30 protein-coding genes are annotated in these 26057 nt (G+C 27.6%); 27 read left to right on the top strand and 3 right to left on the bottom strand.

The window, feature by feature from the left end:
- Positions 1-31: 31 nt before the first annotated feature.
- From ACRDDE_RS07295 to ACRDDE_RS07280, 4 genes are all read left to right on the top strand, one after another.
- Positions 32-391, top strand: a complete 360-nt coding sequence (locus tag ACRDDE_RS07295; protein ID WP_438626639.1) for an arsenate reductase family protein — start codon at positions 32-34, stop codon at positions 389-391.
- 146 nt (positions 392-537) lie between these two features.
- Positions 538-912 carry a GntR family transcriptional regulator gene (locus ACRDDE_RS07290; protein ID WP_438626638.1) on the top strand — a complete coding sequence of 125 codons (375 nt, stop codon included), beginning with the start codon at positions 538-540 and terminating at the stop codon, positions 910-912.
- 12 nt (positions 913-924) lie between these two features.
- A complete protein-coding gene (locus ACRDDE_RS07285; protein WP_438626637.1) occupies positions 925-1779 on the top strand; it encodes an ABC transporter ATP-binding protein in 855 nt (284 codons plus the stop codon).
- A 2-nt stretch (positions 1780-1781) separates the two neighbouring features.
- On the top strand, positions 1782-2426 hold the full coding sequence (locus ACRDDE_RS07280) for an ABC-2 transporter permease (RefSeq protein ID WP_438626636.1): 645 nt from the start codon (positions 1782-1784) through the stop codon (positions 2424-2426).
- Between the two features lie 19 nt (positions 2427-2445).
- Here the strand turns inward: ACRDDE_RS07280 and ACRDDE_RS07275 are convergent, their stop codons facing one another.
- The gene (locus ACRDDE_RS07275; RefSeq protein ID WP_438626635.1) at positions 2446-2685 is read right to left on the bottom strand and encodes a hypothetical protein; all 240 of its coding nucleotides are present in this window, start codon (positions 2683-2685) and stop codon (positions 2446-2448) included.
- Positions 2686-2899: 214 nt separating this feature from the next.
- On the opposite strand from ACRDDE_RS07275, the gene ACRDDE_RS07270 reads away from it, so the two are divergent.
- The 12 genes from ACRDDE_RS07270 (at position 2900) to ACRDDE_RS07215 (ending at position 12655) form a co-directional block, all read left to right on the top strand.
- The gene (locus tag ACRDDE_RS07270; protein ID WP_438626634.1) at positions 2900-3418 is read left to right on the top strand and encodes a hypothetical protein; all 519 of its coding nucleotides are present in this window, start codon (positions 2900-2902) and stop codon (positions 3416-3418) included.
- Between the two features lie 214 nt (positions 3419-3632).
- A complete protein-coding gene (gene larE / locus ACRDDE_RS07265; RefSeq protein WP_438626633.1) occupies positions 3633-4442 on the top strand; it encodes an ATP-dependent sacrificial sulfur transferase LarE in 810 nt (269 codons plus the stop codon).
- 9 nt (positions 4443-4451) lie between these two features.
- The gene (locus ACRDDE_RS07260; protein WP_438626632.1) at positions 4452-5609 is read left to right on the top strand and encodes a THUMP domain-containing class I SAM-dependent RNA methyltransferase; all 1158 of its coding nucleotides are present in this window, start codon (positions 4452-4454) and stop codon (positions 5607-5609) included.
- A 57-nt stretch (positions 5610-5666) separates the two neighbouring features.
- Positions 5667-6065 (top strand): hypothetical protein, encoded by a 399-nt coding sequence (locus ACRDDE_RS07255; protein WP_438626631.1) that lies wholly within the window; start codon positions 5667-5669, stop codon positions 6063-6065.
- A 75-nt stretch (positions 6066-6140) separates the two neighbouring features.
- Complete coding sequence (locus ACRDDE_RS07250) at positions 6141-6767, top strand: HD domain-containing protein (RefSeq protein WP_438626630.1); 627 nt, start codon at positions 6141-6143, stop codon at positions 6765-6767.
- Positions 6768-8138 (top strand): hypothetical protein, encoded by a 1371-nt coding sequence (locus ACRDDE_RS07245; RefSeq protein ID WP_438626628.1) that lies wholly within the window; start codon positions 6768-6770, stop codon positions 8136-8138.
- A gap of 19 nt (positions 8139-8157) precedes the next feature.
- Positions 8158-8859 carry a cell wall metabolism DNA-binding response regulator WalR gene (gene walR, locus ACRDDE_RS07240; protein ID WP_438626626.1) on the top strand — a complete coding sequence of 234 codons (702 nt, stop codon included), beginning with the start codon at positions 8158-8160 and terminating at the stop codon, positions 8857-8859.
- Positions 8859-10280, top strand: a complete 1422-nt coding sequence (locus ACRDDE_RS07235) for a sensor histidine kinase (RefSeq protein ID WP_438626677.1) — start codon at positions 8859-8861, stop codon at positions 10278-10280. The genes walR and ACRDDE_RS07235 overlap by 1 nt, the downstream gene beginning before the upstream one ends.
- 13 nt (positions 10281-10293) lie before the next feature.
- Positions 10294-11031: a tRNA pseudouridine(38-40) synthase TruA gene (gene truA / locus ACRDDE_RS07230; protein WP_438626624.1), complete on the top strand. Its 738-nt coding sequence runs from the start codon at positions 10294-10296 to the stop codon at positions 11029-11031.
- A gap of 45 nt (positions 11032-11076) precedes the next feature.
- Positions 11077-11385, top strand: a complete 309-nt coding sequence (locus ACRDDE_RS07225; RefSeq protein WP_438626623.1) for a GIY-YIG nuclease family protein — start codon at positions 11077-11079, stop codon at positions 11383-11385.
- 191 nt (positions 11386-11576) lie between these two features.
- Entirely contained in the window at positions 11577-12326 is a 750-nt protein-coding gene (locus tag ACRDDE_RS07220; protein WP_438626622.1) for a carbohydrate deacetylase, read from the top strand.
- Positions 12327-12328: 2 nt separating this feature from the next.
- Positions 12329-12655 (top strand): PTS lactose/cellobiose transporter subunit IIA, encoded by a 327-nt coding sequence (locus ACRDDE_RS07215; protein ID WP_438626620.1) that lies wholly within the window; start codon positions 12329-12331, stop codon positions 12653-12655.
- Positions 12656-12712: 57 nt separating this feature from the next.
- Here ACRDDE_RS07215 and ACRDDE_RS07210 read toward each other — a convergent pair whose 3' ends face one another.
- Positions 12713-13618: a hypothetical protein gene (locus ACRDDE_RS07210; protein ID WP_438626619.1), complete on the bottom strand. Its 906-nt coding sequence runs from the start codon at positions 13616-13618 to the stop codon at positions 12713-12715.
- 352 nt (positions 13619-13970) lie between these two features.
- Between ACRDDE_RS07210 and ACRDDE_RS07205 the strand changes: the two genes are divergently transcribed.
- From ACRDDE_RS07205 to ACRDDE_RS07175, 7 genes are all read left to right on the top strand, one after another.
- On the top strand, positions 13971-14285 hold the full coding sequence (locus ACRDDE_RS07205; protein WP_438626617.1) for a PTS lactose/cellobiose transporter subunit IIA: 315 nt from the start codon (positions 13971-13973) through the stop codon (positions 14283-14285).
- 49 nt (positions 14286-14334) lie between these two features.
- A complete protein-coding gene (locus tag ACRDDE_RS07200) occupies positions 14335-14661 on the top strand; it encodes a PTS sugar transporter subunit IIB (RefSeq protein WP_021431139.1) in 327 nt (108 codons plus the stop codon).
- Between the two features lie 130 nt (positions 14662-14791).
- On the top strand, positions 14792-15778 hold the full coding sequence (locus ACRDDE_RS07195) for a N(4)-(beta-N-acetylglucosaminyl)-L-asparaginase (RefSeq protein WP_438626615.1): 987 nt from the start codon (positions 14792-14794) through the stop codon (positions 15776-15778).
- Positions 15762-16790, top strand: coding sequence for a hypothetical protein (locus tag ACRDDE_RS07190; RefSeq protein ID WP_438626613.1), 1029 nt, complete (start codon positions 15762-15764; stop codon positions 16788-16790). Before ACRDDE_RS07195 ends, ACRDDE_RS07190 begins: the two co-directional genes overlap by 17 nt.
- Positions 16784-17458 carry a copper homeostasis protein CutC gene (locus ACRDDE_RS07185; protein WP_438626611.1) on the top strand — a complete coding sequence of 225 codons (675 nt, stop codon included), beginning with the start codon at positions 16784-16786 and terminating at the stop codon, positions 17456-17458. Before ACRDDE_RS07190 ends, ACRDDE_RS07185 begins: the two co-directional genes overlap by 7 nt.
- 163 nt (positions 17459-17621) lie before the next feature.
- A complete protein-coding gene (locus tag ACRDDE_RS07180) occupies positions 17622-19688 on the top strand; it encodes an SH3 domain-containing protein (protein WP_438626610.1) in 2067 nt (688 codons plus the stop codon).
- A gap of 105 nt (positions 19689-19793) precedes the next feature.
- Positions 19794-20759, top strand: coding sequence for an ornithine cyclodeaminase family protein (locus ACRDDE_RS07175; protein WP_438626608.1), 966 nt, complete (start codon positions 19794-19796; stop codon positions 20757-20759).
- Positions 20760-20796: 37 nt separating this feature from the next.
- Here the strand turns inward: ACRDDE_RS07175 and ACRDDE_RS07170 are convergent, their stop codons facing one another.
- The gene (locus ACRDDE_RS07170; RefSeq protein WP_025162480.1) at positions 20797-21681 is read right to left on the bottom strand and encodes an AraC family transcriptional regulator; all 885 of its coding nucleotides are present in this window, start codon (positions 21679-21681) and stop codon (positions 20797-20799) included.
- A gap of 211 nt (positions 21682-21892) precedes the next feature.
- Between ACRDDE_RS07170 and ACRDDE_RS07165 the strand changes: the two genes are divergently transcribed.
- The 4 genes from ACRDDE_RS07165 to ACRDDE_RS07150 all read left to right on the top strand — a co-directional run bounded on the left by ACRDDE_RS07165 (position 21893) and on the right by ACRDDE_RS07150 (position 26054).
- Complete coding sequence (locus tag ACRDDE_RS07165) at positions 21893-23140, top strand: dicarboxylate/amino acid:cation symporter (RefSeq protein WP_438626606.1); 1248 nt, start codon at positions 21893-21895, stop codon at positions 23138-23140.
- A gap of 109 nt (positions 23141-23249) precedes the next feature.
- Positions 23250-24407 (top strand): MFS transporter, encoded by a 1158-nt coding sequence (locus ACRDDE_RS07160; protein ID WP_438626605.1) that lies wholly within the window; start codon positions 23250-23252, stop codon positions 24405-24407.
- A gap of 151 nt (positions 24408-24558) precedes the next feature.
- Positions 24559-25122 (top strand): helix-turn-helix domain-containing protein, encoded by a 564-nt coding sequence (locus tag ACRDDE_RS07155; protein WP_438626603.1) that lies wholly within the window; start codon positions 24559-24561, stop codon positions 25120-25122.
- Between the two features lie 20 nt (positions 25123-25142).
- Entirely contained in the window at positions 25143-26054 is a 912-nt protein-coding gene (locus ACRDDE_RS07150; protein ID WP_438626601.1) for a trans-4-hydroxy-L-proline dehydratase activase, read from the top strand.
- The last annotated feature ends 3 nt before the right edge of the window (positions 26055-26057 follow it).

Here is a 26057-nt window from a genome sequence, read left to right as displayed (position 1 = left end):
ATAAAAAATACAGTAAAGGAAAGTGATATATATGTTAAAATTTTATGGATATTCTAGATGATCTACAGTTAGGAAAGCCAAGGTTTGGCTTAATGAGAATAATATAGATTTTGAGGAAATAGAAATAGTAAAAAATCCTCCTAGCAAAGAAGAATTAGAAACTATGTATAAAACAGGTACATATGAATTAAAAAAATTCTTTAACACTAGTGGAGTTAAATATAGAGAACTTGGGCTTAAAGATATAGTTAAAAGCGAAAGTGATGATAAATTACTAGAAATTTTAGCTAGTGATGGAATGCTTATAAAAAGACCTATAGCATTTGATGGAAAAAATGTACTTATAGGATTTAAAGAAGATGAATGGAAAGAAAAACTTTTAATAAAATAAAAAAAGAACCTTTATATAAAGGTTCTTTTTTTATTTTATTAAATTTGAAGAAGATAAAGTTGACAATGGTGTATATAAAGTGTATATATATAATATACACAGTTTATACACACTATACATATTATATAAAGAAATGAGGTGTAAAATTGAATATAAATATAAGCAATACATCTACAATTCCACTTTATGAACAAATTAAAAATCAAACTAAAAATCAAATTTTAGATTCTACACTAAAGCAAGGGGAGGGATTACCTTCTATAAGAAATTTTGCAAAAGAACTAAAGGTAAGCATTATAACTATAAAAAGGGCTTATGAGGAACTTGAAAAAGAAGGATTTATAGAGACGATTGCAGGTAAAGGAACATTTGTATCTATGCAAAATAAAGATAGGTTAAGAGAAACTGCTTTATATGAGATAGAAAATAAACTTGAAATAGTTATAAAACAAGCAAAATCAGTTGGTATAACTTTAGAAGAAGGTATAGAAATATTTAAAAGTTTATATGTAGAACTTTAAGGAGGTTAATGTATGAATGCTATAGAGATAAAAAACTTAAATAAAACTCTAGGAGATTTTAATTTAAAAATAAATGATATTGAAATTAAAAAAGGATATATAACTGGATTTATAGGGCCTAATGGATCAGGTAAAACAACAACTATGAAGTTAATTATGAATATGCTGAAAAAAGACAGCGGAACTATAAAAGTATTTGGTAAAGAAAGGAGAGTAGATGATATTGAAACAAAAGAAGTTATAGGGTACATAGGAGATGTATCCGGTTATATGAAAGAAAATAAATTGAAAAATATAAAAAAATCAATAAAACCATTTTATAAAAATTGGGATGAACAACTATATAAAAAATATATAATAAAATTTAAGTTAAATGAAAACAAAGTATATAAAGAACTTTCAAAAGGGCAACAAAAGAAATTTGAGCTTGTAATGGTACTATCACATCATCCAAAGTTAATAATAATGGATGAACCAACAGCTAACTTAGATCCATTAGTAAGGAATGAATTTCTTGAAATTTTACAAGAACATATAGAAAAAGAAGAAGCTACGGTATTTTATTCAACTCATATAACATCTGACTTAGATAAAGTAGCAGACTTTCTTGTATTTATATACGAAGGGAATATAATCCTTTCAGGAAATAAAGAGGATATACTTGAGAATCACAAAATAATAAGAGGAAATAAAGAGTTATTAGATGTAGATACAAAAAAAGAATTAATGTCATATACTGAAAATTCTTTTGGATTTAATGGTATGACATCTAATGTTAAAAATGCTTATGAAGTATTTGGTGAAGAAGTAGTATATGATAATGCAAATTTAGAAGATATATTAATGTATTATACAAAGGGGTGTTAGATATGGTAAATATAATAAATCTTACAAAAATGAGTTTAAATAATTTAAGTTCGGTTATAAAAAGTATTGGGCTTGTATTTTGTATATGGATTATAGTATCGATATTTTCTCCGTCATTTTTAAGTATGCTATTTTGTATGGGTTCATATTTAATTGTATATCAAACCATGGCATATGAGGATATGCATGGTATAGACAATCTTATATCAACACTTCCAGTAAAAAGAAGTGAGTATGTAATATCTAGATATGTTTTAGGAATATTTGGGGTAATAATATCTATGGTTTTATTATTAGGAGTATACTTTAGTATAAGCAAAGTTAATAAAACTGATGTGTCTTTAGAATTATTGATAATAACAGGGGTATTGTCATCAGTATTAGTTATATCGGTTATAATACCTGTAGTTTTAAAGCTTGGAGTAACCAAAGGAAAAATAATAAATTTTTTAGTGGTTTTTTTACTAATTGGAGTAGGAACAGGTATTATACAAGGGGCTAGTTCAGATAAAGAATTTATGGATACTATTATTAACATAATAAGTTCAGTAGGGTTTCCTATGGTTACAACTATAATAAGTTTATTTATGATAACAATATCTATGATAATAAGTTTAAAATTATATAAAGATAAAGAAATAAAATAATGTTCAGGGATTAGTACAACTAATCCCTTTTTTCTGGTATATAAATTTTTGGTATGTACAAAGTTATATTTTCTAAGTTTGTAATAGTATCATAAATAAATTTAGCATTATCTTCAATACTATTACTTTTAAGTTCTAATGTTGAAAGTAATTTAGATAAGTTCTTAATTTCTAATGTATTAGTATTTTCTATAAAACCGATTTTTATATTTTTATTACATCTAAGCAAGTCATTTAAATGTTTAAAATCTAAAGTCACAATATCCCCTCCCTGATAAGTTTATAATATAATATATATACAAAAAACTCAAATAAAAACAAAGTATTACAATATGAATAAATTTTATAAAAATTTTGAATAAAAACTGGATATTTTTAGTATTAAAATTCAGAATCATATGATAATATTTTAGATGTAATTAAAAGTTTTAGTTAACTATATTGTTTTTAAAATCTAAATAGGGAGGCAGCTGATGGGGGAAAAACAAAATAGCTCTATGATAAAATCTCTTTCAATTATAATTGCAGTACTATTTTCAATAGAAATAGTTACATATACGATGGTATATGTAAACTTAAAAAGTAATTCTAATAATGCAACAAATGACATAATGTTTTTTATGATACCGCCTATTATATATATGATAGCATTTTATATATCTTTTAAGGCTATTGAAGATGAAGAAAACTCAATTTTTTCTACATTGCTAAGTATTTTAGCATCATGGACTCCGTTTTTTTTAGTACCAACTTTTATAGACAACAACATGTTAGAAACGCTATTTACTAACTTAGAGATAGTTAAACTATTACCTAAGATATCTATAGCTATAGGAGTGGTATCAACTTTAAAAGGTATTGGGGCTTATACAATTAAATCTAAAAAGAAAAAAGAAGCAAGAAGAGAGAGAGAATTGCAAATAAAAAGAGAAAGGCGAGAACTTTATAAACAAGAATTATTAAAGCATAAAAATAGAAAAAGAACTTATTAAATTTATATATTTAAAGTAGAAAGTATTTTAAGGTAAAACAAAAAGAGTTGTCTTAGAAATTAAGACAACTCTTTTTGTTTTAATTATACAAAAAGGTAAAAAACTCAAATAAAAACAAAATATTACAATATCGACACATCTTCTAAAATGTTTGATAAAAAACTATATATTGTATATAATTAAATGTATTAGAAAATGGGGGAGGTATGTGGGAATGGATACTTCAAATAAGCTAAATATTCTAAAGAATAAACTTAAAGAAATGGAAAGTGTTATAATTGCATTTTCAGGTGGAGTAGATAGTACTTTTTTATTAAAAGTAGCACATGATGTGTTAGGAGATAAATGCATAGCGGTTACAATACATGCTATGATGCATTCAAATAGAGAAATAGAAGAAGCTAAGGAATTTACAAAAGCATTAGGTGTAAAACATATAGTTATAAAAATTGATGACTTTGACGTTAAAGAATTTATCGAAAATGATGAAAAAAGATGTTACTACTGTAAAAAAACTATATTTACGAATATAAAAAATATAGCTAACGACAATAATATAAATTATGTTTTAGATGGAACAAATTTAGATGATTTAGGAGATTACAGACCAGGCTTAAAAGCATTGGAAGAGTTAAATATAAAAAGCCCTTTAAAGGATAGTTTATTAACGAAAAAAGAAATTAGAAGCTTATCAAAAGAACTTAATGTTCCTACATTTAATAAGCCTGCATTTGCATGCTTGGCTACAAGAATACCTTATGGAGAAGTTATAACCAATGATAAGCTTAGAATGATTGAAAAAAGTGAAGAATACTTACAAGATTTAGGATTTAAACAATTTAGAGTAAGAGTACATGGCAATTTAGCGAGAATAGAAGTAGAAGAAAATGAGATACATAAATTTTTTGATGAAAATTTATTAAAAACTACACATGATAAGTTTAAAGATATTGGATTTAGGTATATAACTTTAGATTTATTAGGTTATCGAATGGGCAATATGAATGATAGCATTAAGCAATAGGAGGAAGACATGAAAAATTACACATTAATAACACCGTGTTTTTTCGGTATAGAAAAAATATTAAAAAATGAAATATCAAACTTAGGTTATGAAATAATAAAAACTGAAGATGGAAGAGTAACGTATAAAACAGATGAAAAAGGAATAGCAATGTCTAATATATGGCTAAGAACTGCTGAAAGAGTTCTTTTAAAAGTTGCTGAGTTTGAAGCTAAAACTTTTAATGATTTATTTGAAAGCACAAAAGCTATAAATTGGGCAAAATACATTCCATATGGTGGAGAATTCCCTGTTTCAAAGGCATCTTCAATAAAATCTAAATTATTTTCAACTTCAGATATACAAGCAATTGTAAAAAAAGCTGTAGTAGAAAGTTTAAAAACTAGTTATCAAGAAGATGGTATGTTACCAGAAACTAAAGAAAAATATCCAATACAAGTGTTTATTCATAAAGACATAGTAACTATAACATTAGATACAAGTGGGATGGCACTTCATAAAAGAGGATATAGAGAAGTATCAACAAAGGCTCCATTAAGAGAAACTATGGCATCTGCTATGGTACAGTTAACTCCTTGGCAGCCAGGAAGAATTTTTGTTGACCCTATGTGTGGATCAGGAACTATAGTAATAGAGGCTGCTATGTTAGGACTGAATATGGCTCCTGGACTTAATAGAGAGTTTATATCTGAAAAGTGGACTACTATGGATAAAAATATATGGTGGGATGTAAGAAAAGAAGCATTTGAAAAAATGAATACAGATGTAGATTTTAAAATTCAAGGATATGATATAGATAAAGAAGCTGTTATGATAGCTCAAAAAAATGCAGAACTTGCAGGTGTAGAAGAGTATGTAGAGTTTAAAGTTTTCAATGCTAAAAACTTTGAAAGTGAAGAAAAATTTGGATTTATAGTTACAAATCCTCCTTATGGAGAAAGGTTAGAAGATAAGCAAACTGTAAAAAAACTATACAAAGATTTAGGTTATGCATTTAAAGAGCTTAAAACATGGTCTTATTACATGGTTACTTCGTATGAAGACTTTGAAAATGCATTTAATAAAAAAGCTACTAAAAAGAGAAAATTATATAATGGTAGATTAAAAACTTATATATATCAATATGTAGGACCTAAGCCACCTAAATATATGAATAATAATAAATAATTACAAGCCCTCTTAAATATAAATATAGTGTAGTAATAAATTTAAGGGGGGATATAAATGAGATTGTCAGCCAAAAAAAATAGTAAAGCTCAGCCAAGGAAAAGAACTAACAAGAATAAACATAACCAAGCAAAAGAAGTATTAAAGGAAGAAGTAGTATTAAATGACATTATGGATAAAGAAGATAAGGAAGCTGAAATAGTATTAAATGATTTAGTTCCAGAAAGAGATAAATCAAAGTATGGTATAAAAGCTAATTCAAATAATAATCAGAAAAAAAATGGAATTAAGCTAAATTTTAATTTATTTCCAAAAAACAATAAAGTTAGTACCTCAAGTAACAAGTCTAGAAATAATAAAGTTATAAAAAATGAGGAATTAGCAAAAAATAAGAAATCTGAAAAAATTGAAGAAGAAACAAAAGTTATAGATGAAATAGATAACTCACAAGAATAAAAATTCAAAACAAGAGCTTATTTTAATAAGCTCTTGTTTTGGAAATTTAAAAACTAACATAAGGATGTGTACACTATGAGTCAAAAATTAACTTTTAAAGAAATGAGTAATCATTTAATAGAAGATGAAACACCTTCTTTATATATAAAAAAAATAATTTCGGATGATAGATATTCTTTTGAACTTAAAGACAAACTTTTAAAGCTTGAAACAATAGATCAAAACCCAAAATATCATCCAGAGGGAAATGTTTTAAACCATGTGTTATTAGTTTTAGATAATGCAGCTCAAATAAAAAAAATTTCTAAAGATAGTTTATCTTTTATGTGGGCAGCACTTCTTCATGATATTGGAAAGATTACTACTACTAAGATTAGAAAGGGAAGGATTACTTCTTATAATCATGATGTAGAAGGTGAACAAATTTCTAAACAAATTTTGGACAAGCTTACAGATGATGAAGAATTAAAATATACAGTTTCTAAATTAGTTAGATATCATATGCAACCATTATTTTTTGATAAGAACTTACCTTTTTTTAGCTGTGAAGAAATGATAAAAGAAATTGATTATAATGAGGTTGCCTTAATATCGATGGCAGATAGATTAGGGAGAGGAAATATTACTAGTGAAATTAGGGAAAAAGAGCTAGAAAATCTAGAGAAGTTTAAAGCTTATTTAAAAACTAGAGAGGAAAAATAAATGAAGCTATTTAAATTAATTGTATTGATTTTATTTGCAGGATTTTTAAATGTAGGATGTACTACAAGTACAGCATCACCTGAACAATTAATCGAAAAGCCTACTTATAATGAACAAAAACTAAGGTTAAAAGTTAATATAGAGAGTGCCTTAAAGGGAGCAAAACCATTACTACCTAAAAATTCTTCAGATGTATCCTCTATAAATGAAGTTGACTTAGATAAAAATGGAGTAAATGAATTAGTTGTATTTCAAAAAAATGAAGATATAGATGAAGGAAGTGTAAAAGTTGGCTTTTCCATAATGAACTATGGAAAAGATAGTGTATATTCGGTTGTAGATGAATATTTAGTTACAGGAGAAAGTATTGAGTATACATACTTTTCTGATTTAGATAATGATGGGAATAAAGAAATAATATTATTAACTAAAAATGGAAATAAGAGTAATTTAGATATATGCCAATTTAAGAATAATAAGATAACTAGGCTATATAGATTTGATCCAAATTGGATAAAGGATTCAAATGAATATACTGATACAAAGGTATATATAGATAATCTAGATAATGATGGAACGCCTGATATGGTTATATGTAGTTTAAATCCAGAAACTCATAAAATGATAGTGAGTTTAACTTATTTCGATAAATACATAAGGCTTAAAGATTATACAATAATAAACGATGTAAAAAGTTTAGATAATGTATATATAGATATAGAAAAGGTACGAAAAGATAAAAAAGCAATTATTTTAGGATACAAGCCTTTTACAGGTGGAGAATCTTATTTTACTCAAATACTGTATTTGAGTGGAAATAAATTGATGAAAGCATTTGATGAGAATGATATAAAAACAAAGAATCCATATTATATGGCTCCAGAAGATATTAATCACGATGGAGTTGTGGAGATACCTATAATCAATAATAATACTAGAGGATACAATAAAAAAACATCTGCTAATGTAAGTTGGTATGGTTGGAATGGAAAAGAGAATGAAGAATCAAATTTAGTTTTTGTAAGTCAAGTTTATTACAATTACTCTAATAATTTTAAATTGCTTATACCTAATAATTTAGCCAATAAAATATATATTGAAGAAGTTCCAAAAGATAATAAACTTTATTTTGAATTTATGTATTATGATACTCAACATACAGAACCTATAAAGTTATTTACTATTAGTAAGGTAAATAAAAATAATGTTGATGAAAGTAAAAGTGCTAATTCGACTACTAATAATGGAGGATATATAATTTTAGAAAATGACAAGGCATCATTTATGTTGCTTGTAAATAGTCCTGAAGTATTAAAAAAATTAGATATATCAAATGAAGCAATAAAAGGGTATTTTTTACCAATTTATTAGGTTACAGGGAGGAAGTATTATGAATGAAAAAATCTTGATTTTAGAAGATGAAATAGGTATAAGAAGTTTTGTAAGCATAAATTTAAAAAGAGAAGGCTATGAAGTTATAGAAGCGGGAACAGGACAAGAAGCTATAGATAAAATAACAAATGAAAAAAATATATCTATAGCATTGTTAGATGTTATGTTACCTGATATGAGTGGAATAGATGTATGTAAGCATATAAGAAACAATTTTGATTCAGTTGGGATTATAATGCTTACAGCTAAATCTCAGGAAGAAGACAAAATAGAAGGCTTTATATCTGGAGCAGATGACTATATGGTTAAACCATTTAGTATAAAGGAATTGCTTATGAGAGTAAGTGCTCTTTCAAGAAGAATTAATAGAGAGGCAAATGCAAAGAATAAAAGTATAATAGAAAGTGGACCTTTCATATTAGATTTAGAAAAAAGAAAGTTAACTAAAAATAATTCAGATATAGAGTTAACTCCAACAGAATTTTCAATCGTTAAGTTTTTAATAACAAATGAAAAACAATCTTTAAGTAGAGATCAAATTTTAGATGAAGTATGGGGAACTAATTATTTATATGATTTTAAGATAGTTGATGTAAATATCAGAAGAATAAGAAATAAAATAGAAGATGATCCATCAAAACCTAAATTTATACAAACGGTTTGGGGATATGGTTACTGTTGGAGAAAGGAAGAACAATAGTGATACACTTTGCAGGACTTAGAAAAAAAATAATAAAAAATTATTTTATAATAATTATTATAACTGTAACACTATTTGAAGGACTATTTATATTCTATGCTCAAAATTATTATTATGACTCGATAAGAAGAACACTTATGCATCAAGCTAGTAACACTGATAGCATATATAGTGGATATATGGGAGATAGTTCATTTGAGCAAAAGGTTAATAATTTGTATGATAAAAGAGATATAGATAGTGATTCAAAAATGGCATTAGAGATAATAGACAAAAAGAAGAATATTATAATTGATCAATATGGGTTTAGAAGTAGAGAAAAAGCTCATTATGAAGATGTAAATGAAGCTCTAAAAAATAAAACAACAACAAGCACATATAGAATAAAAGATACTGGAGAACATGTTATGAGTATTTCAGTACCTTTAAAATCTAATAATCAAATTGAAGGAGTCGCAAGATATACTGTTTCACTAGATTACATTGATAGAACTATATTTAAGATAGTTTTAGGGCTAATACTTGCAGGTATATTTATTTTATTAATAGCAATATCTATAAGTTTAAAATTTGCATATACTTTGATTGATCCATTAAGTGAACTTAAAAAGTTTGCAAATGAATTAGCTCATGGTAATTACAATATAAGATTAAAACCAAGAGCTATAATTGATGATGAAATTGGAGAATTAGCAGAAACATTCGAACATATGGCAAAAGAAATTGACAAAAGTGAAAAGCTAAAAGAAGAATTTATATCATCAATTTCACATGAATTAAGGACACCTTTAACATCAATTAAAGGATGGAGTGAGACTTTAGGATTTGAAGGAATTGGAAAAGAAGAGTTAGATTTAGGACTAGGAATAATTCAAGATGAAACAGAAAGACTTATTAAACTAGTTGAAGAGCTTTTAGATTTTTCAAGATTATCATCTGATAGAATTAAACTTCAAATAGATATGGTTGATATTCAACAATTAGCTTTTGGAGTTGTTAATCAATTGAAAGTTAAGTCACAAGAAAAGAATATTTCATTAAGTTGTGAAGTTGAAGACCATCAAATGAGATCGATACAAGGAGATAAAAACAGATTAAGACAAGTTCTTATAAACTTAGTACAAAATGCTTTAAAGTTTACAGAAGAAAATGGATATGTAAAGGTTTTAGTTCACCAAGAAGAAGATTATACAACTATTAGTGTTGTTGATAATGGAGAAGGTATAGAAGAACATAATTTAGAAAAGGTATTAGATAAATTTTTCCAAGAAAACTATAATAAAGCAGGTAGTGGTTTAGGACTTGCTATAAGTAACGAAATCGTAAAACTACATGGTGGAGAAATGAAAATAAAAAGTAAAAAAGGTGAAGGCACATGTATTATATTTACATTGAAAAATACACTACTGGAGTCTGTATAGAAAGAGGATAAAAATGAGAAATATTAAAATGACTATTGAGTATGACGGATCAAGATACAAGGGATTTCAAAGATTAAAAGATAACGATAATACGATACAAGGAAAGATTGAAGATGTACTTAGTAAAATGGCAGATGAAAAAATAGAAATTATTGGATCAGGAAGAACTGATATGGGTGTTCACGCTTACAATCAAGTAGCTAATTTTAAAACAAACTCTAATTTATCAGTTAAAAAAATTAATGATTATTTAAATAACTATTTACCAGAGGATATAGTTATAAAAACTGTTGAAGAAGTTGATGAAAGATTCCATTCAAGATATAATGTAAAACAAAAGGTTTATTTATATAAAATAAATAATTCAAAAACTCAAGATGTGTTTTTGAGAAAATATAGTACTTATATAGAAAAGCCGTTAGATATAGAATTGATGAAAAAAGCTAGTGAGTATTTAGTGGGAGAACATGATTTTACAAGCTTTGCATCGTCTAAATCAAAAAAGAAATCTAATGTAAGAGAGATACACAGTATAACTATAAATAAAAATAAAGATATGATAGACATATTTGTAGAAGGTAATGGCTTTTTATACAATATGGTAAGAATAATAGCAGGAGCTTTAATAGAGGTTGGGTTAAATAAAAAAACTCCTGAGGATATAAAACTTATGTTGGACGCAAAAGATAGAAGTAAATCATCAGATACTGCTCCAGCTAAAGGTCTATACTTATATTCTGTTAAATATTAATTATTAAGCAGCTTTTAGCTGCTTAATTTATTTTTTGGAGGAAAAATGTATTATACATATATAATAACTTGTAAAGATGAAACTTATTACATTGGCTACACTAGCGATATTGAAAGAAGAATTAATGAACATAAAATAGGAAAGAACTCGAAATATACTAGAGCAAGAGGATTTAAAAATTTAGAAATATACTGGAGTAGTAATTCTCGCAGTGATGCAATGAAGCTAGAATGTTTTTTGAAAAAGCTTACAAGGTTAAATAAAACTAAACTTATAAATAATCCTAGTTTACTATATGATAAATATAAAGTGGATGATAAAAAATATAGGTTAGAGGTGTTAGACGAATTATAATTTCAAAAATTATTAAGTAGTAGTTTGTATAATTATAGGCTGAAATAGACTTTGAATACTAAAAGTAAATAAAATTTAAAATAAAATTAAAAATAAAATTTAAAAATAATATTGATTTTTGTATATGAAAATGTTATTTTAAATATGTAAACGTTTTACCGGAGGAAGCGAAAGAGGGGAGAGGGGTATTTGTGACAAATATAATAATAAATGCAGATGATTTTGGCTACTGTGAAGGTGTAAATCAGGGTATTATTTCAGCCTATAAAAATGGCGTTGTAACTTCTTGTAGTATAATGGCGGGTATGCCTGGTTTTAATCAAGCTGTGAAGCTTTTAAATGAAAACAGAGGGCTTGGCTGTGGAGTTCATATGACTTTGAGTTGTTATAAACCGGTTTTAGATACACATAAAACTTTGGTAGATGAAAGTGGATACTTCTTTAGGAGAATAACAAAAGAAAAGGCTATGGAATTTGATTTAGATGAGGTATATCTAGAACTTTGCTCACAAATAGATAAAGCTATAGGTGCTGGAGTTAAAATAAGTCATTTAGATAGTCATCATCATATACATACACTTGAAGAGTTTAGACCAGTAATTGAGAAAATATTAAAAAAGTATAATTTGCCTATACGAGGTGGATTTGAATATGAAATTAGTTATGATAAAGTAGTTCCGCTTATAGATAGTTTTTATGGGGATAATATAAGTGATGATTATTTTAATAATAACATTGACGATATAAAAAAATTTAAAGTTGTGGATATAATGAGCCATCCTGCATTTGTAGATGCTTTTTTATCAAAATCAACCTCATATTCTATACAACGAACATTAGAACATGAAATATTAACTTCATTTGAACTAAAACAGTTTTTTGAAGATAATAATATAAACTTAATTAATTATAACAATATAGGGGAAAGTGAAGGTATTTAATTATGAATGAAAAAATTTTTGAAATATCATTTGGTATAATAGGTCATGCGGGAGATGCTAAAAGTACAGCACATGAAGCGTTAGGTGAAGCTAAATTAGGAAATTTTGAAAAGGCAAGAGAGTTATTAAAAGAAGCTAATGAAACATTAACTAAGGCTCATAGATTCCAAACTGAGTTAATTCAAGCAGAGGCTAGCGGAGAAAAAACTGAAATGGGAGTTGTATTAGTTCACTCTCAAGACCATTTAATGACAACTATGAATTTTTTACAATTAGCTAAAGAATTTATTGATATGTATGAATTTATATATAGTAAGTTAGAAAAATGATAAAAAATAAAAGCGCTTATTAATAAGCGCTTTTATTTTTTATCATTTTGTGTAAGATTATTTTTTGCTGGATGGAGCTATTTTTTTCTTGTTAGGTTTGTAAGGTACAGGATTAACCTTATTAGGAACTTCTACAGATTCACCCTTAGGGCCTTGGGGACCAACAGCACCAGTATCACCCTTAGGACCTTGAGAACCGGAAGTTCCAGTAGAACCCTTATCACCCTGAGGACCTTGAGAACCAGCAGCACCAGTGCTACCTTTAGGACCTTGAGAACCAGTAGCACCAGTGTCACCTTTAGGGCCTTGAGGACCAGCAGCACCAGTGTCACCTTTAGGGCCTTGAGGACCAGCAGCACCAGTATCCCCTTTAGGACCTTGAGGACCAGCAGCACCAGTGTCACCCTTAGGACCTTGAGGACCAGCAGCACCAGTGTCACCCTTAGGACCTTGAGGACCAGTAGCACCGGTATCGCCCTTAGGACCTTGAGTGCTAGGTAATGTTAATATTTCAGACTTATTTATATTACACAATGGATTAACATATACTTCTTTACCAAAATCAACATAGTCAATAGCTGATAATTTTATACATATAGGACCTTTTCCTGAAGGTGTAGTTCCATATATACTACATGGAGTAATTTTTTTTACTTTTAACCTTAAAATACAATCGCTATTAGAAAGTTTAAAACCAAGTATTCTACCTACGCATCCAACCAAATTTTTATATAAATCTAAATCACAAGCATAATAAAAAAACATTTGGCTTTCATCGCAATTTAAAGTGTTACTTTGGCAAGTGTTACAATTATAGTTTTTGTCTGGATAGTTGTCACAATCATAAGTTTCAAGTTCAAATAAATTTGAGGAACTTTTGTTTAGGTTACAATTGTCACATTCACAATATTCCGATGTACATTTTTTTTGTTTACAAAAGTTGCAGTCATATTTTTTTTGCATAAAAACACCTCATATATATTTTAATTAATAGGCATACCCTATCATTATATCTATATGCAATAGACATACAGTTTGAAACTAATTGAAAAAATATAAATTAATAAAGAAATTTTTTTTTACATAAATGCAAAATACGCTATAATATATATATAACCCTAGTAATTAAGACAAAAATAGAAAAAACCCTTGAAAAATAAACTGAAAATAAGAAATAAAATGTAAAATAAAAATTAATTGTAAAATTTTTTTAAAAAAATACAATTTACTATTTCCTTTTTTAAAAGTCTATTGTAAAATATAGTTAAAGAAAACGTTAACAACAAACAAAAGACCTTAGTAAGGTGGTGAAAATATGAATTATCAAGATAAAATACTAAAGGTTATAATTCATGCAGGAAATGCTAAATCACATATATATGAAGCTTTACATTGTGCTAAAAAAGGCGACTTTAAAAAAAGCGATGAATATATGGAAAGTGCAAATGAAGAAATTTTAGAAGCTCAAAAAATTCAAACTAGTTTAATAAACAAAGATGCTGATGGGAAAAATGTCGAAATAAGCATGCTTTTAATTCACTCACAAGATCATTTAATGACATGTTTAAGTGAGAGAAATTTAGTAAAAGAAATTATAGACTTAAGAAAAGAGCTTAAATTAAATAAGTAATTAACAATATTAAAATAAAAATATATTAGACTTTTAGGAGGAAATTAAAATGAATAAAAAAATATACTTATTTTGTAGTGCAGGGATGTCAACAAGTTTATTAGCAAGTAAAATGCAAAATGTTGCCAATCAACATAATTTACCAATAGAGGTAGAAGCATTTCCATATGCTGATATAGACAAAATAGTAGAACAAAAAAATCCGGACTGCATACTACTTGGGCCTCAAGTTAAATTTATGCTAAAAGAAGTTCAAGAAAAATTTGATGCAAAAACTCCAGTAGATGTTATAAATAGTCTTGATTATGGAGCTATGAATGGAGAGAAAGTTTTAAAGACAGCTATAAAGATGATAAAAGCTCGCCAAGCTAAATAATCATAGCATAAATTCAAGGGAATATAAGTGGGTTAAAAATAAAGTAAATATATTAAAATTAGAAGTTTTAGTCTAAAAATAAAAGCCTTGGGAAACCAAGGCTTTTATTAAAAATATGGAGGGATTAATAATGTGGGGGATAATAGCTACTTGGAGAACGGCAATTGAGGGAATTGATGAAAGTGCTCAAGCTTTAAGTAAAGGAATAGATGCAGGAGATGCAATTGAAAGCGCTATAAAAATAGTAGAAGACTATCCATTTTACAAGTCAGTAGGATATGGGGGTCTTCCTAATGAAAATTGTGAAGTAGAGTTAGACGCAGCATATATGGATGGAAACACATTATCTATTGGGGCTATTGCTGGAATGAAAAATTTTGCAAATCCGATATCAATAGCTAGAAAGTTAAGTAGTGAAAAAGTAAACTGTTTTTTAATAGGAATAGGAGCAGAAGAATATGCTCACAAAAATGGATTTGAAAGAAAATATATGTTAAGTGAAAGAGCTAAAAAACATTATAATAAAAGAAAAAGAGAAATATTAGAAAAAGGATTAAGTCCATATATAGGCCATGATACGGTTGGAATGGTATCTCTAGATTGTAATGGTAAAATGTGTGCAGGAACATCGACTAGTGGATTATTTATGAAAAAAAATGGAAGAGTAGGAGATTCTCCATTATCTGGCTCTGGATTTTATGTAGATAGTGAAATCGGAGGAGCAACCGCGACAGGTTTAGGAGAAGATCTTATGAAAGGCTGTATATCTTATGAAATAGTTAGACTAATGAAAAGTGGGTTGAGTCCACAAGAAGCTTGTGATAAAGCTATTTTTGAACTAGATACAAAACTTCTAAATAGACGAGGGAAAGCTGGAGATTTATCAGTAGTTGCTATGAATAATAAAGGTGAATGGGGAGTGGCAACAAATATAGATAGTTTTAGTTTTTCTATTGCAACTCAATATCATAAGCCAACAGTATATTTAAGTAGTCGTATCAACGGGAAGAGTGTTCACAAAGTAGCATCAAAAGAATGGTTAGATGCATACTCTTTAAGAATAAAAGCACCTATAGAACAAATAAGAATTGAGGAATTTTATGAATATCCTGGATGATAAAATAAAAGAATTAAAAAGAGACTTGATAAATGATATTATAGAGAGTGAGAAAAATACTTTTGAGAAAGAAGTAGGTATGACATTAGAAGAAACATTGGAAATTGCTAAAAAGCTAGGGTTTAAAACTGAAAATATTGATGGAGATATTGGATATGCTGAATATGGAATCGGAGATGATTACATATTTGTAATAGGCGTATTGAATAATAAACATTCAATAATAAGTTCATTATATGCACTAAAAACTATAGAAAAATCTAAAATTAAATTGAATAGAAAAGTTAGGATAATATTTGCAATGAATGGTGAATCTGGATTTAAACATATTAAAAATTACTTGAGAAAAGAGAAGTCGACTATAGAGACATTTGAATCAGATTGTAAATACCCTGTAGTATACGGAGACAAAATAATTGGTAAATTTACTATACAAAATTATTTAGATATAGAAAATATAAGAATTCACCAAGATTTAGTAATAGATAAAAATATCAAATATTGCTGTATTGAAGTTCCTAAAGAATACATATATGAGGATATAATATGTTATTTAGAAAATAAGGCAAATTCCGAAGAAGGAATTATAAGTACATATAAAAATATAAATATTAAAATAAATGAAAATCATGTAATTATAAAATCTTTTATAAATAGTGATATTGCTAAAACTGGTATATATGGAAATAATGTTATAATCAATTTAGTAAACTATTTAGTAGAAGAAAATTTTATTGAACATAAAAAACTAAATAAATGTTTTTTATTAATAAATAAATATTTTTATGAAAAAAAAGAATTGTTTACTAATGAAAATTCAAAAAAACAGTTAAATTTAGATAACTTAAATTTTGAAAAAGGAAAAATAGCTATTGAATTTAACGTTGGTAATAATGTGAAAAATGAAATAGCTTATATTAGTGATGAATCTATGACTATAGATGATATTATATTAAATACTAAAATATTTGCAGATATAATTTGTAAATTAGATAAGGAGGAGCAATGCTAGAAATTATAGCTATGAGCGTAGAAGATGCTATAAGTATTGAAGAATGTGGAGCAAATAGAATTGAACTTGTAAGTGCTCTTACAGAAGGTGGACTTACACCAAGTTTTGGGTTAATAGATGAAGTTATAAAAAGTGTAAATATACCAGTAAATGTGATGATAAGACATCATGCTAAAAGCTTTATGTATAGTGATTCAGATATAGGTATCATGCTAAAAGACATCGAAAAAGTAAAAGAACTAGGAGCCAATGGTATAGTTATTGGAATGTTAGATGAACAAAATAATATACAAGAAAATCAGCTAAAAACTATAATAAGTGCTTCTAAAGGATTAGAAATTACATTTCATAGAGCGATAGATGAAACAAATTTACTCAATTCTATAGATGTGATAAATAGACATAATGAAATTACAAATATCTTAACATCTGGAGGTAAAGGAAAGATAATAGATAATATTGACTATATAAATACTTTGAAAAATAAATCTAAGCATGCAAAGGTATTATTAGGAGGCGGCTTAAATTTTGAAAATATAGAGCAAATAAAAAAGTTAACAAATAACAAAAATTTCCACTTTGGAACAGCAGTTAGAGTTGATAAAAATCCGTTTGGAGAAATTGATAAAGTAAAATTAAAAAAATTAGTGAACATTATTAATAATTAAAAATGAAAAGTATCAATTACATTAAAATATAATTGATACTTTTTTGTTGTTGACTAATTGACAAAAAATGCAAAATATTGTAAAAAATGTATAAAATATGTTAGAATATATCCGTATAAACAATGTGAGATAGCAAAATGTTAATTATAGAGGAGACGTAAAATTGAGTAGAAGAAATAGAAAACTTATAAAATATATTGTAACATTCGGAATAATATCAGCAACAACAGCAGTTGGAAGTATAGTTCCTGTAAGTGCTAATGAAAATGTAGAAGCTGAGTTTTCAGCGGTTATGGATAAACATAAAAATGAAGAAGTCGTAGTAGATGATGGGGTATCTTTAAGAAAAGGAGAAACTCTAAATTTATCAAAAAATCCTAATTGGGAGATGTCAGATAATGATACAGTTAAAATAAGTGAAGATGGAATTGTAACGCCTGTAAATTCAGGGACTGTATTTTTAAGCCAGAAGATAGATGACAAGGTACATATATTAGAAGTATACGTTCCTCAAAATAAGATAAGAGCATATAGCTTTGCTGCTATGCCAAAAGTAGATAGAGATCACTATAAAGTTTTTGTTGATCCTGGACATGGTGGAGAAGATAGTGGGGCAGTTGGACATGGAAACTATGAAGATGAACTAAATTTACAAGTTGCAAATAAAGTTAGACAAAAACTTGAAGCTAAGGGTATAGAAGTAAAAATGAGTAGAACTAGTGATGAATTTATATCTTTAGGTGATAGAGCTAAGATGGCAAACAGCTATGTTCCTGATGTATTTGTTTCAATTCATCAAAACTCTGCAGATGCAACTAGTGCAAATGGTATAGAGACATACTATCATACGAATAAAAGTGATCACAAACCATATGCTCAAGATGTTCAAACTAAGGCAATAGGTGAGACAAATGCTAGAAATAGAGGAGTTAAAAGTGCAAACTTCGCTGTTTTAAGAGAAACTAATATGCCTGCAGCTTTATTTGAGAGTGGGTTTATAACTAATCAAAATGAATCTGCAAATTTAGCAAGTTCATCATACCAAGATAAATTAGCTACGGGAATTGCAAATGGAGTAGAAAAATACTTGAAAGAAAATATAGAAATAAATGGCAGTGGAGAAAAACCTGTAGATCCAGAACAACCATCTACAACAAAAACAGGAGTAGTAACAGCAACTTCATTAAATGTAAGAAGTGGGTATGGAACTAGTTATGGAGTTATAGGTTCAATATCAAATGGAGCAAAAGTAGAAATAGTAGAAAGTAAAGATGGATGGTACAAGATAAAATATAATGGAGGATATGGATACGTATCAGGAGATTATATAAAAGTAGATGAAAGTACAACTCCACCAACAAATCCAGGAGAAACAGTTAAAAATACAGGAGTAGTAACAGCAACTTCATTAAATGTAAGAAGTGGATATGGGTCAAGCTATTCAAAGATAGGAACATTATCAAATGGAGCAAAAGTAGAGATAGTAGAAAGTAAAGATGGATGGCATAAAATAAAGTATAATGGAGGATACGGATACGTATCAGGAGATTATATAAAAGTGGATGGAAGTACAACTCCTCCAACAAACCCAGGAGAAACAGTTAAAAATACAGGAGTAGTAACAGCAACTTCATTAAATGTAAGAAGTGGATATGGGTCAAGCTATTCAAAGATAGGAACATTATCAAATGGAGCAAAAGTAGAGATAGTAGAAAGTAAAAATGGATGGCACAAGATAAAGTATAATGGAGGATACGGATATGTATCAGGAGATTATATAAAAGTGGATGGAAGTACAACACCACCAACAAATCCAGGAGAAACAGTTAAAAATACAGGAGTAGTAACAGCAACTTCATTAAATATAAGAAGTGGTTACGGATCAAGCTATTCGAAAATAGGAACATTATCAAATGGAGCAAAAGTAGAAATAGTAGAAAGTAAAAATGGATGGCACAAGATAAAATATAATGGAGGATACGGATACGTATCAGGAGATTATATAAAAATAGGAGGGAGCACAACAAACCCACCATCTACAACAAAAACAGGAGTAGTAACAGCAACTTCATTAAATGTAAGAAGTGGTTACGGATCAGGTTATTCAAAGATAGGGACATTATCAAATGGAGCAAAAGTAGAAATAGTAGAAAGTAAAAATGGATGGCACAAGATAAAGTATAATGGAGGATACGGATACGTATCAGGAGATTATATAAAAATAGGATAAGAATTAAAACAAGAGTATATAAAAGCTAACAAAAAATAGTTTTATATACTCTTGTTTGTTAAAATGATATAATTATATAAATAAAAATTAGGAAGGAGATTTTTTATGATTTATTTAAATAGTGAAGATATAATAAAGTCTATAACATTAGATGAGTGTATGGATGCTATAGAAGATGCATATAGAATGTATGTAAACAATGAGTATAATATGCCAGATAGATTACAAGTTGAGAATAATGATTTAACTTCTTTATATATGCCTTGTTTTACGAAAGAATCATTTGGTACGAAAATACTTACAGTGGCACCTAATAATGCAAAAATAAACAAACCTATAATTGATGGAATTATGTTAGTGAATGATATAGATACAGGGGAAGTTGTTTGCATGATGGATGGGAAAACACTTACAGCAATTAGAACTGGAGCAGTAGGTGGTGTTGGAGTTAGACATACAACAAGAGCAGATGTGAAAAATATAGGATTGATAGGTACAGGAGTTCAAGGGTTTTATCAAATTATATATGCATGTAAGGCAAGAAATATAGAGAATGTTTACTTATATAATAGAACAAAAGAAAAAGCAGTTAATTTAAAAAATGAACTAGAGAAAGAATTAAAAAATATTAATATACATATAGTAGAAACTTCTAGAGAATTAGTTCAAAAAAGTGAAGTTATAGTAACAGCGACAACTTCATACCAACCAGTTATAGAAGAAGATAAAGAATTGTTTAGAGGAAAACATATAATAGCAATAGGCTCTTATAAACCTGACATGAGAGAGTTACCAGATGCATTACTTGAAATTGCAGATCTTGTAGTAGTAGACACTGATTTTGCGAAGGAAGAAAGTGGAGATTTATATGTACCGATACAAAAAGGATTGATAAAATCAGATGATATTAAGAACATGGGAGAATTTTTCAAAGAAAATAATAACGTGAACTTAAAAGAAAAAACTACTCTGTACAAGTCGGTTGGAATGGGGCTGTTTGACATGGTAGTAGCTGATAAAATTTATAAAAAATCTTTAGAGAAAAAAATAGGTCAAAATATTGAATTATAAAAAACATGTCTAAAGTTTAAACTTTAGACATGTTTTTTTATTCTATATCAAATGGATTTTTTTCGAATTCACTTATCCTATCTAAATAATGTTTAGGTGAAACTCCGTAAGCTTTTTTAAAAGCTCTAACAAAACTTGAATAATCCTTAAATCCACATTCTATACAAGCATCACTCATAAGATATCCCTTTTTTATTAATGACTTAGCATAAATAAGTCTTTTTTGAACTATATAGCTATGTAGAGAGCTTCCGGTTTGAGACTTGAATTTACGCATTAGATAATACTTGCTCATGAAAAATTTATTAGCTATAGTGTCTATAGATAAATCTTTATTTAAATTATCATTTATATAACTAAAAATTTGTTGAATTGTTTCATCGTACTCAACATCCTCTGAAGTATCATCGCTTTTTAAAAATAGTCTATTAATTAAAACTAAGAATTGTATAAATAAAGAATTTTTAAGTATAATATGGCCAAACTCATCAGAAGATTCAGCAGCTTTAATTTTAAATAAAATATTTTTTAAATTTTCTAAGTCATTTGGATTAAGTCTTAACAAATTAGATTTATTTTTACTTGATATATTAAAACAAGTGAATAAATCATCTCCGTATATATTATGTTTTTCTATATATTCTGGATTTATCCATATAACTATACGTTCATAATATTTATTAGGATTTATAATAGGTTTATGTATTTCAGTATTATTTATAAATAAAATATCCCAAGGTTTTAATTTATATGATTTTCCTTCTACTAAATAATCTACATCACCAGAGATTAAAATTGTAATTTTATTAAAGTCATGATGATGATAGTCAAACTTTATATCCCTCATATCCTTTATATGAAATATTTTAAAATTATCATCAAGATATCCAACCTTATCTATATTTTCTTTATTTATATCCATAAAAACAACCTCTCATATTCAAATAATAGTAATAACTTTAAAAATATTTACAATTTAATATACCGTAAATAAGATAAATTGTAATCGTCTATATATAGTATAGCACTTTTTACAATGCATAGGGCATTTTACGCAATGTACATGGTAAAAAAATAATAATATAATAAAATTCATTGTGCATTAAAGCGATAGTATTAAAAGGAGAAGACAAATGAAAAAATTTTTGAAAAATTATAAATCATCATTAATATTACTAGGCGCAATATTAATCGGAGGAATTGTAGGTGTAGTTTTAGGACCTAAAGCTACCATGCTAAAGCCTTTTGGGGACTTATTTTTAAATTTATTATTTATGTCACTAGTGCCTCTTGTATTTTTCAGTGTTTCATCAGCAATAGCAAATATGAACACTATGAAAAGATTAGGGAAAATAATGGGTAATATTGTTATAGTATTTTTATCAACAGCATTCATAGCAGCATTAATAGGTATTTTAGGAGCTATAATTTTAAACCCAACTAAAGGATTAGATTCTAGCATGTTTACTTCTATAATAGGAAGTGGAGAAATCGTAGAAGCTGAAAAAGTTAGTTTCTTAGATCAAATTGTAAAAACTGTAACAGTTAATGATTTTAACATGTTATTTTCAAAGTCAAATATGTTACAACTTATAGTATTTGCGGTACTATTTGGGCTTGCGACTGCAATGGCTGGAGAAAAGGCAAAAGGTATAGCAAAATTTGTGGAAGAAGGATCAGAAGTTATAGGAAACATTATAAAGATAATAATGTATTATGCACCGATAGGTCTTGGGTGTTACTTTGCATCTGTTATAGGTGAATTAGGAACTCAAATACTTTCTGGTTATGTAACTGCATTTTTATTATATTTAGGAATAACGGTTATATACTACTTTGGATTCTATACAATATATGCTTATTTAGCTGGAGGAAAAGAAGGTATAAAAATTTTCTGGAAAAATGCAGTTGGACCAACAGTTACAGCGGTAGCTACTTGTTCAAGTGCAGCATGCATACCAGTGAATCTAGTTTCAGCTAAAAATATGGGAGTGCCAGATGATATAGCTGAAACAGTTGTACCACTAGGTGCTAATATTCATAAAGACGGGTCTGTAATTGGAGGAGTATTAAAAATAACATTCTTAATGGGAATTTTCGGAATGGATATAACTAACCCATCAACACTATTAAGTATATTAGTAGTTTCGTTTTTAGTAGGTGCTGTTGTAGGTGCTATACCAGGTGGGGGAGTAATTGGAGAAATGTTAATACTTAGTGTATTTGGATTTTCTCCAGAAATGCTACCGATAATAACTGTTTTAGGAACAGTTATAGATGCACCAGCAACACTATTAAATTCAGCAGGAAACACTGTTTGTGCGATGATGGTTGCTAGGTTAGTTGAAGGTAAAAACTGGTTGATTTCTAAATCTAACTAGAGAAGAGATCTGGATATAGATTTTCATCTATATCTAGGTCTTTTTTTGTCATTTCAATACAAAAATATGATATAATGGAGTGTATTTAACAGATTGAAGGGAGCAAGACATGACAAAATACTATTTATACTATGTGCTTATATATGGTGGTTTAGGAGCATTTATACCATATATAGTTCCATATTTAGAAGGATCATTAAATTTATCTGCTACGCAAATAGGAATCATAACATCTATACCATCAATAATAGGTATATTAGTTGTTCCACTTTGGGGAATTATAACCGATATAACTAAAAAAGATAAAAAAATACTTGGAATTTGTGTAGCTATAAACTGTTTAATAATGGGGATGTACTCAAGTGTAAAATTATTCCCTGTATTACTTATAGTAGCTACGTTGGCAGAGGCATTTAGATATGCAATATCACCTTTAGCCGATAATATAACTACAGATTATTGTAAGCATAAAAATTTAAATTATGGAGTTATAAGAAGTGGAGGGTCTGTAGGTTTTGCACTTATAAGTTTTTTAACAGGGCAACTTATAAAAGTAACATCAAATTCTAAGATTATCTTCTTAGTTTATATAATTTTATTTGTGGTTTCTTTAATAGTACTTCCGTTTTTAAATTCTAAAAAATATGATGAAGAAGAAAAATTAAAAGGCTCAACGATGAAAGAAGATTTAAAAGAGCTTATAAAAGATAAATCATACTTATGGCTTTTAGCTATTGTTATATGTACTATAAGTATTAGTGAAGTAACTAATGCATATCAAGGTTTATATTTAATTGACTTAGGTGCAAGTGAAGGTGATATAGGTATACTAGTAATCTTTACAGCTTTACCTGAAATATTTTTTATGTCAAAAATTAATTCGTTAGTTTTAAAATATGGATATAAAAAAGTATTTAAAATAGGTATACTTACATTTTTAATAAGATGGATAACTTGCTTATTTGCAACTTCTCCAATGATGTTTATACTTACAGCTCCGCTTACAGCTTTAGCATTTTCAACAATGTTAGTTTCATATATTGGATATATAAAAGATAAATTTTCGAGTGAGATTCAAGCTACAGCTTTAACATTAACATCAATGGCAATAGGTGTTTCTTCTGCATTAATTAAGTTACCGGTTGGATTTGGAATAGATGTATTTGGATTAAAAACTATATATATACTATCGATAGTAATAACTTGTTTAGGATTTATTGTTTGTAGTGTAAAAAAGGAAAATAAAAATGAAAAAGCTATAGGTTAATAACCTATAGCTTTTCTTATATTAAATTTGACATATAAAAAATTTGATATAACTAAAAAAAGTTAATTATAACTAAAAAATATGATAGACAAATTTATAACAATGTAGTATATTTAAATTGAGGAAATGGTTTTCGAAAGAGGGGTTGAAGATGAATGAGCATATAGGAGCTAAGATAAAAAGCTTGAGAACACAAAGAAAAATGACATTAAAAGATTTAAGTGAAAAAACTAACTTATCTATTGGTTTTTTATCTCAGTTAGAGAGAGGATTAACTAGTATAGCAACAGACACATTAGGAAGCATTGCAGATGTATTTGAAGTTGAGTTATCTTATTTCTTTTTAAAGCCAAGAACTAAGAAAAGACCAATAATTAGAAGTTATGAAAAAGAAGTTTTTAATATATGTACATCTGGATGTATCCAGTACAATTTATCTAATGACTTAAAGGAAAAGATTATGCTTCCTAGGTTTTTAGATATTCTTCCAAATAATACAGATGAAGATATACAGTCATATTCTCACGAAGGAGAAGAATTTGTATATGTATTAGAAGGAACACTAACATTATTTTTAGATGGGGAACAACATGAATTATATCCTGGAGATAGTATACACTACAATTCTTCAAGAAATCACAATTGGGCTAATTATACAAATAAAATGGTAAGGATGATAGTTGTTGCAACTCCGAATCCTTTTAATAATAACTAAAACTATTTGAAGGTGATTAAATGAATAAGCCACTCATATTGAATATACAAAAATATAGTTTGCATGATGGGGATGGAATTAGAACTACAGTATTTTTTAAAGGATGTCCTTTAGAATGTATATGGTGTCATAATCCAGAAAGTCAGGATTACAAAAAAGAAGTTTTATACAATGATGAAAAATGTTTAAAGTGTGGGACTTGTATAGAGAAATGCCCTAATGAAGCTATATATAAAGGTTTAAATGTAATTGAATTAGAAAAAGAAAAGTGTGAATTTTGTGAGACTTGTATAGATTGTTGCTTAAATAATGCAAGGGAAATAGTTGGGAAAACATATGAAATAAAAGATTTAGTAAAAGAATTAATAAAAGATATGGCGTTTTATGAAGAGTCAGGTGGAGGCGTTACTTTATCTGGAGGAGAAGTAATGACTCAGGATATAGAATATATAAAAAAACTAGTAATTTCACTAAAACAAAAAGGTATAAACGTAGCAATAGATACATGTGGACATTCAAAGTTTGATAACTATGAAGCTATATTGCCATTTGTGGATACATTTTTATATGATATAAAATTAATAAGTGATGAAAAACATGAATTTTTTACTAATAAATCAAATAAATTAATTCTAAATAATTTAAAGATGCTAAGTGAAAAAGGAGCAAATATAAACATAAGAATACCATTAATAGAAGGTGTTAATGTAGATGATAACAATGAAGAAATTAAAAAAATAATAGATTTTATAAAGCCTTTAAACATTGCAAAAGTTAATATATTGCCATACCACAATATAGGAATGCATAAATACAGAAAGCTTTATATGCAGTATGAAGGAGAAAATTTAAAACGACCTTCAGACGAGAAATTAGAGGAAATAAAACAAATTTTCAAAGCAAATAATTTTGAAATAAAGATTGGGGGATAATCA

The sequence above is a fragment of the Paraclostridium sp. genome, from assembly GCF_051656405.1.
GTDB lineage: Bacteria > Bacillota > Clostridia > Peptostreptococcales > Peptostreptococcaceae > Paraclostridium.
The sequence above is the reverse complement of the archived record's forward strand: the minus strand, read 5'-3'. Positions and strand labels throughout refer to the sequence as shown.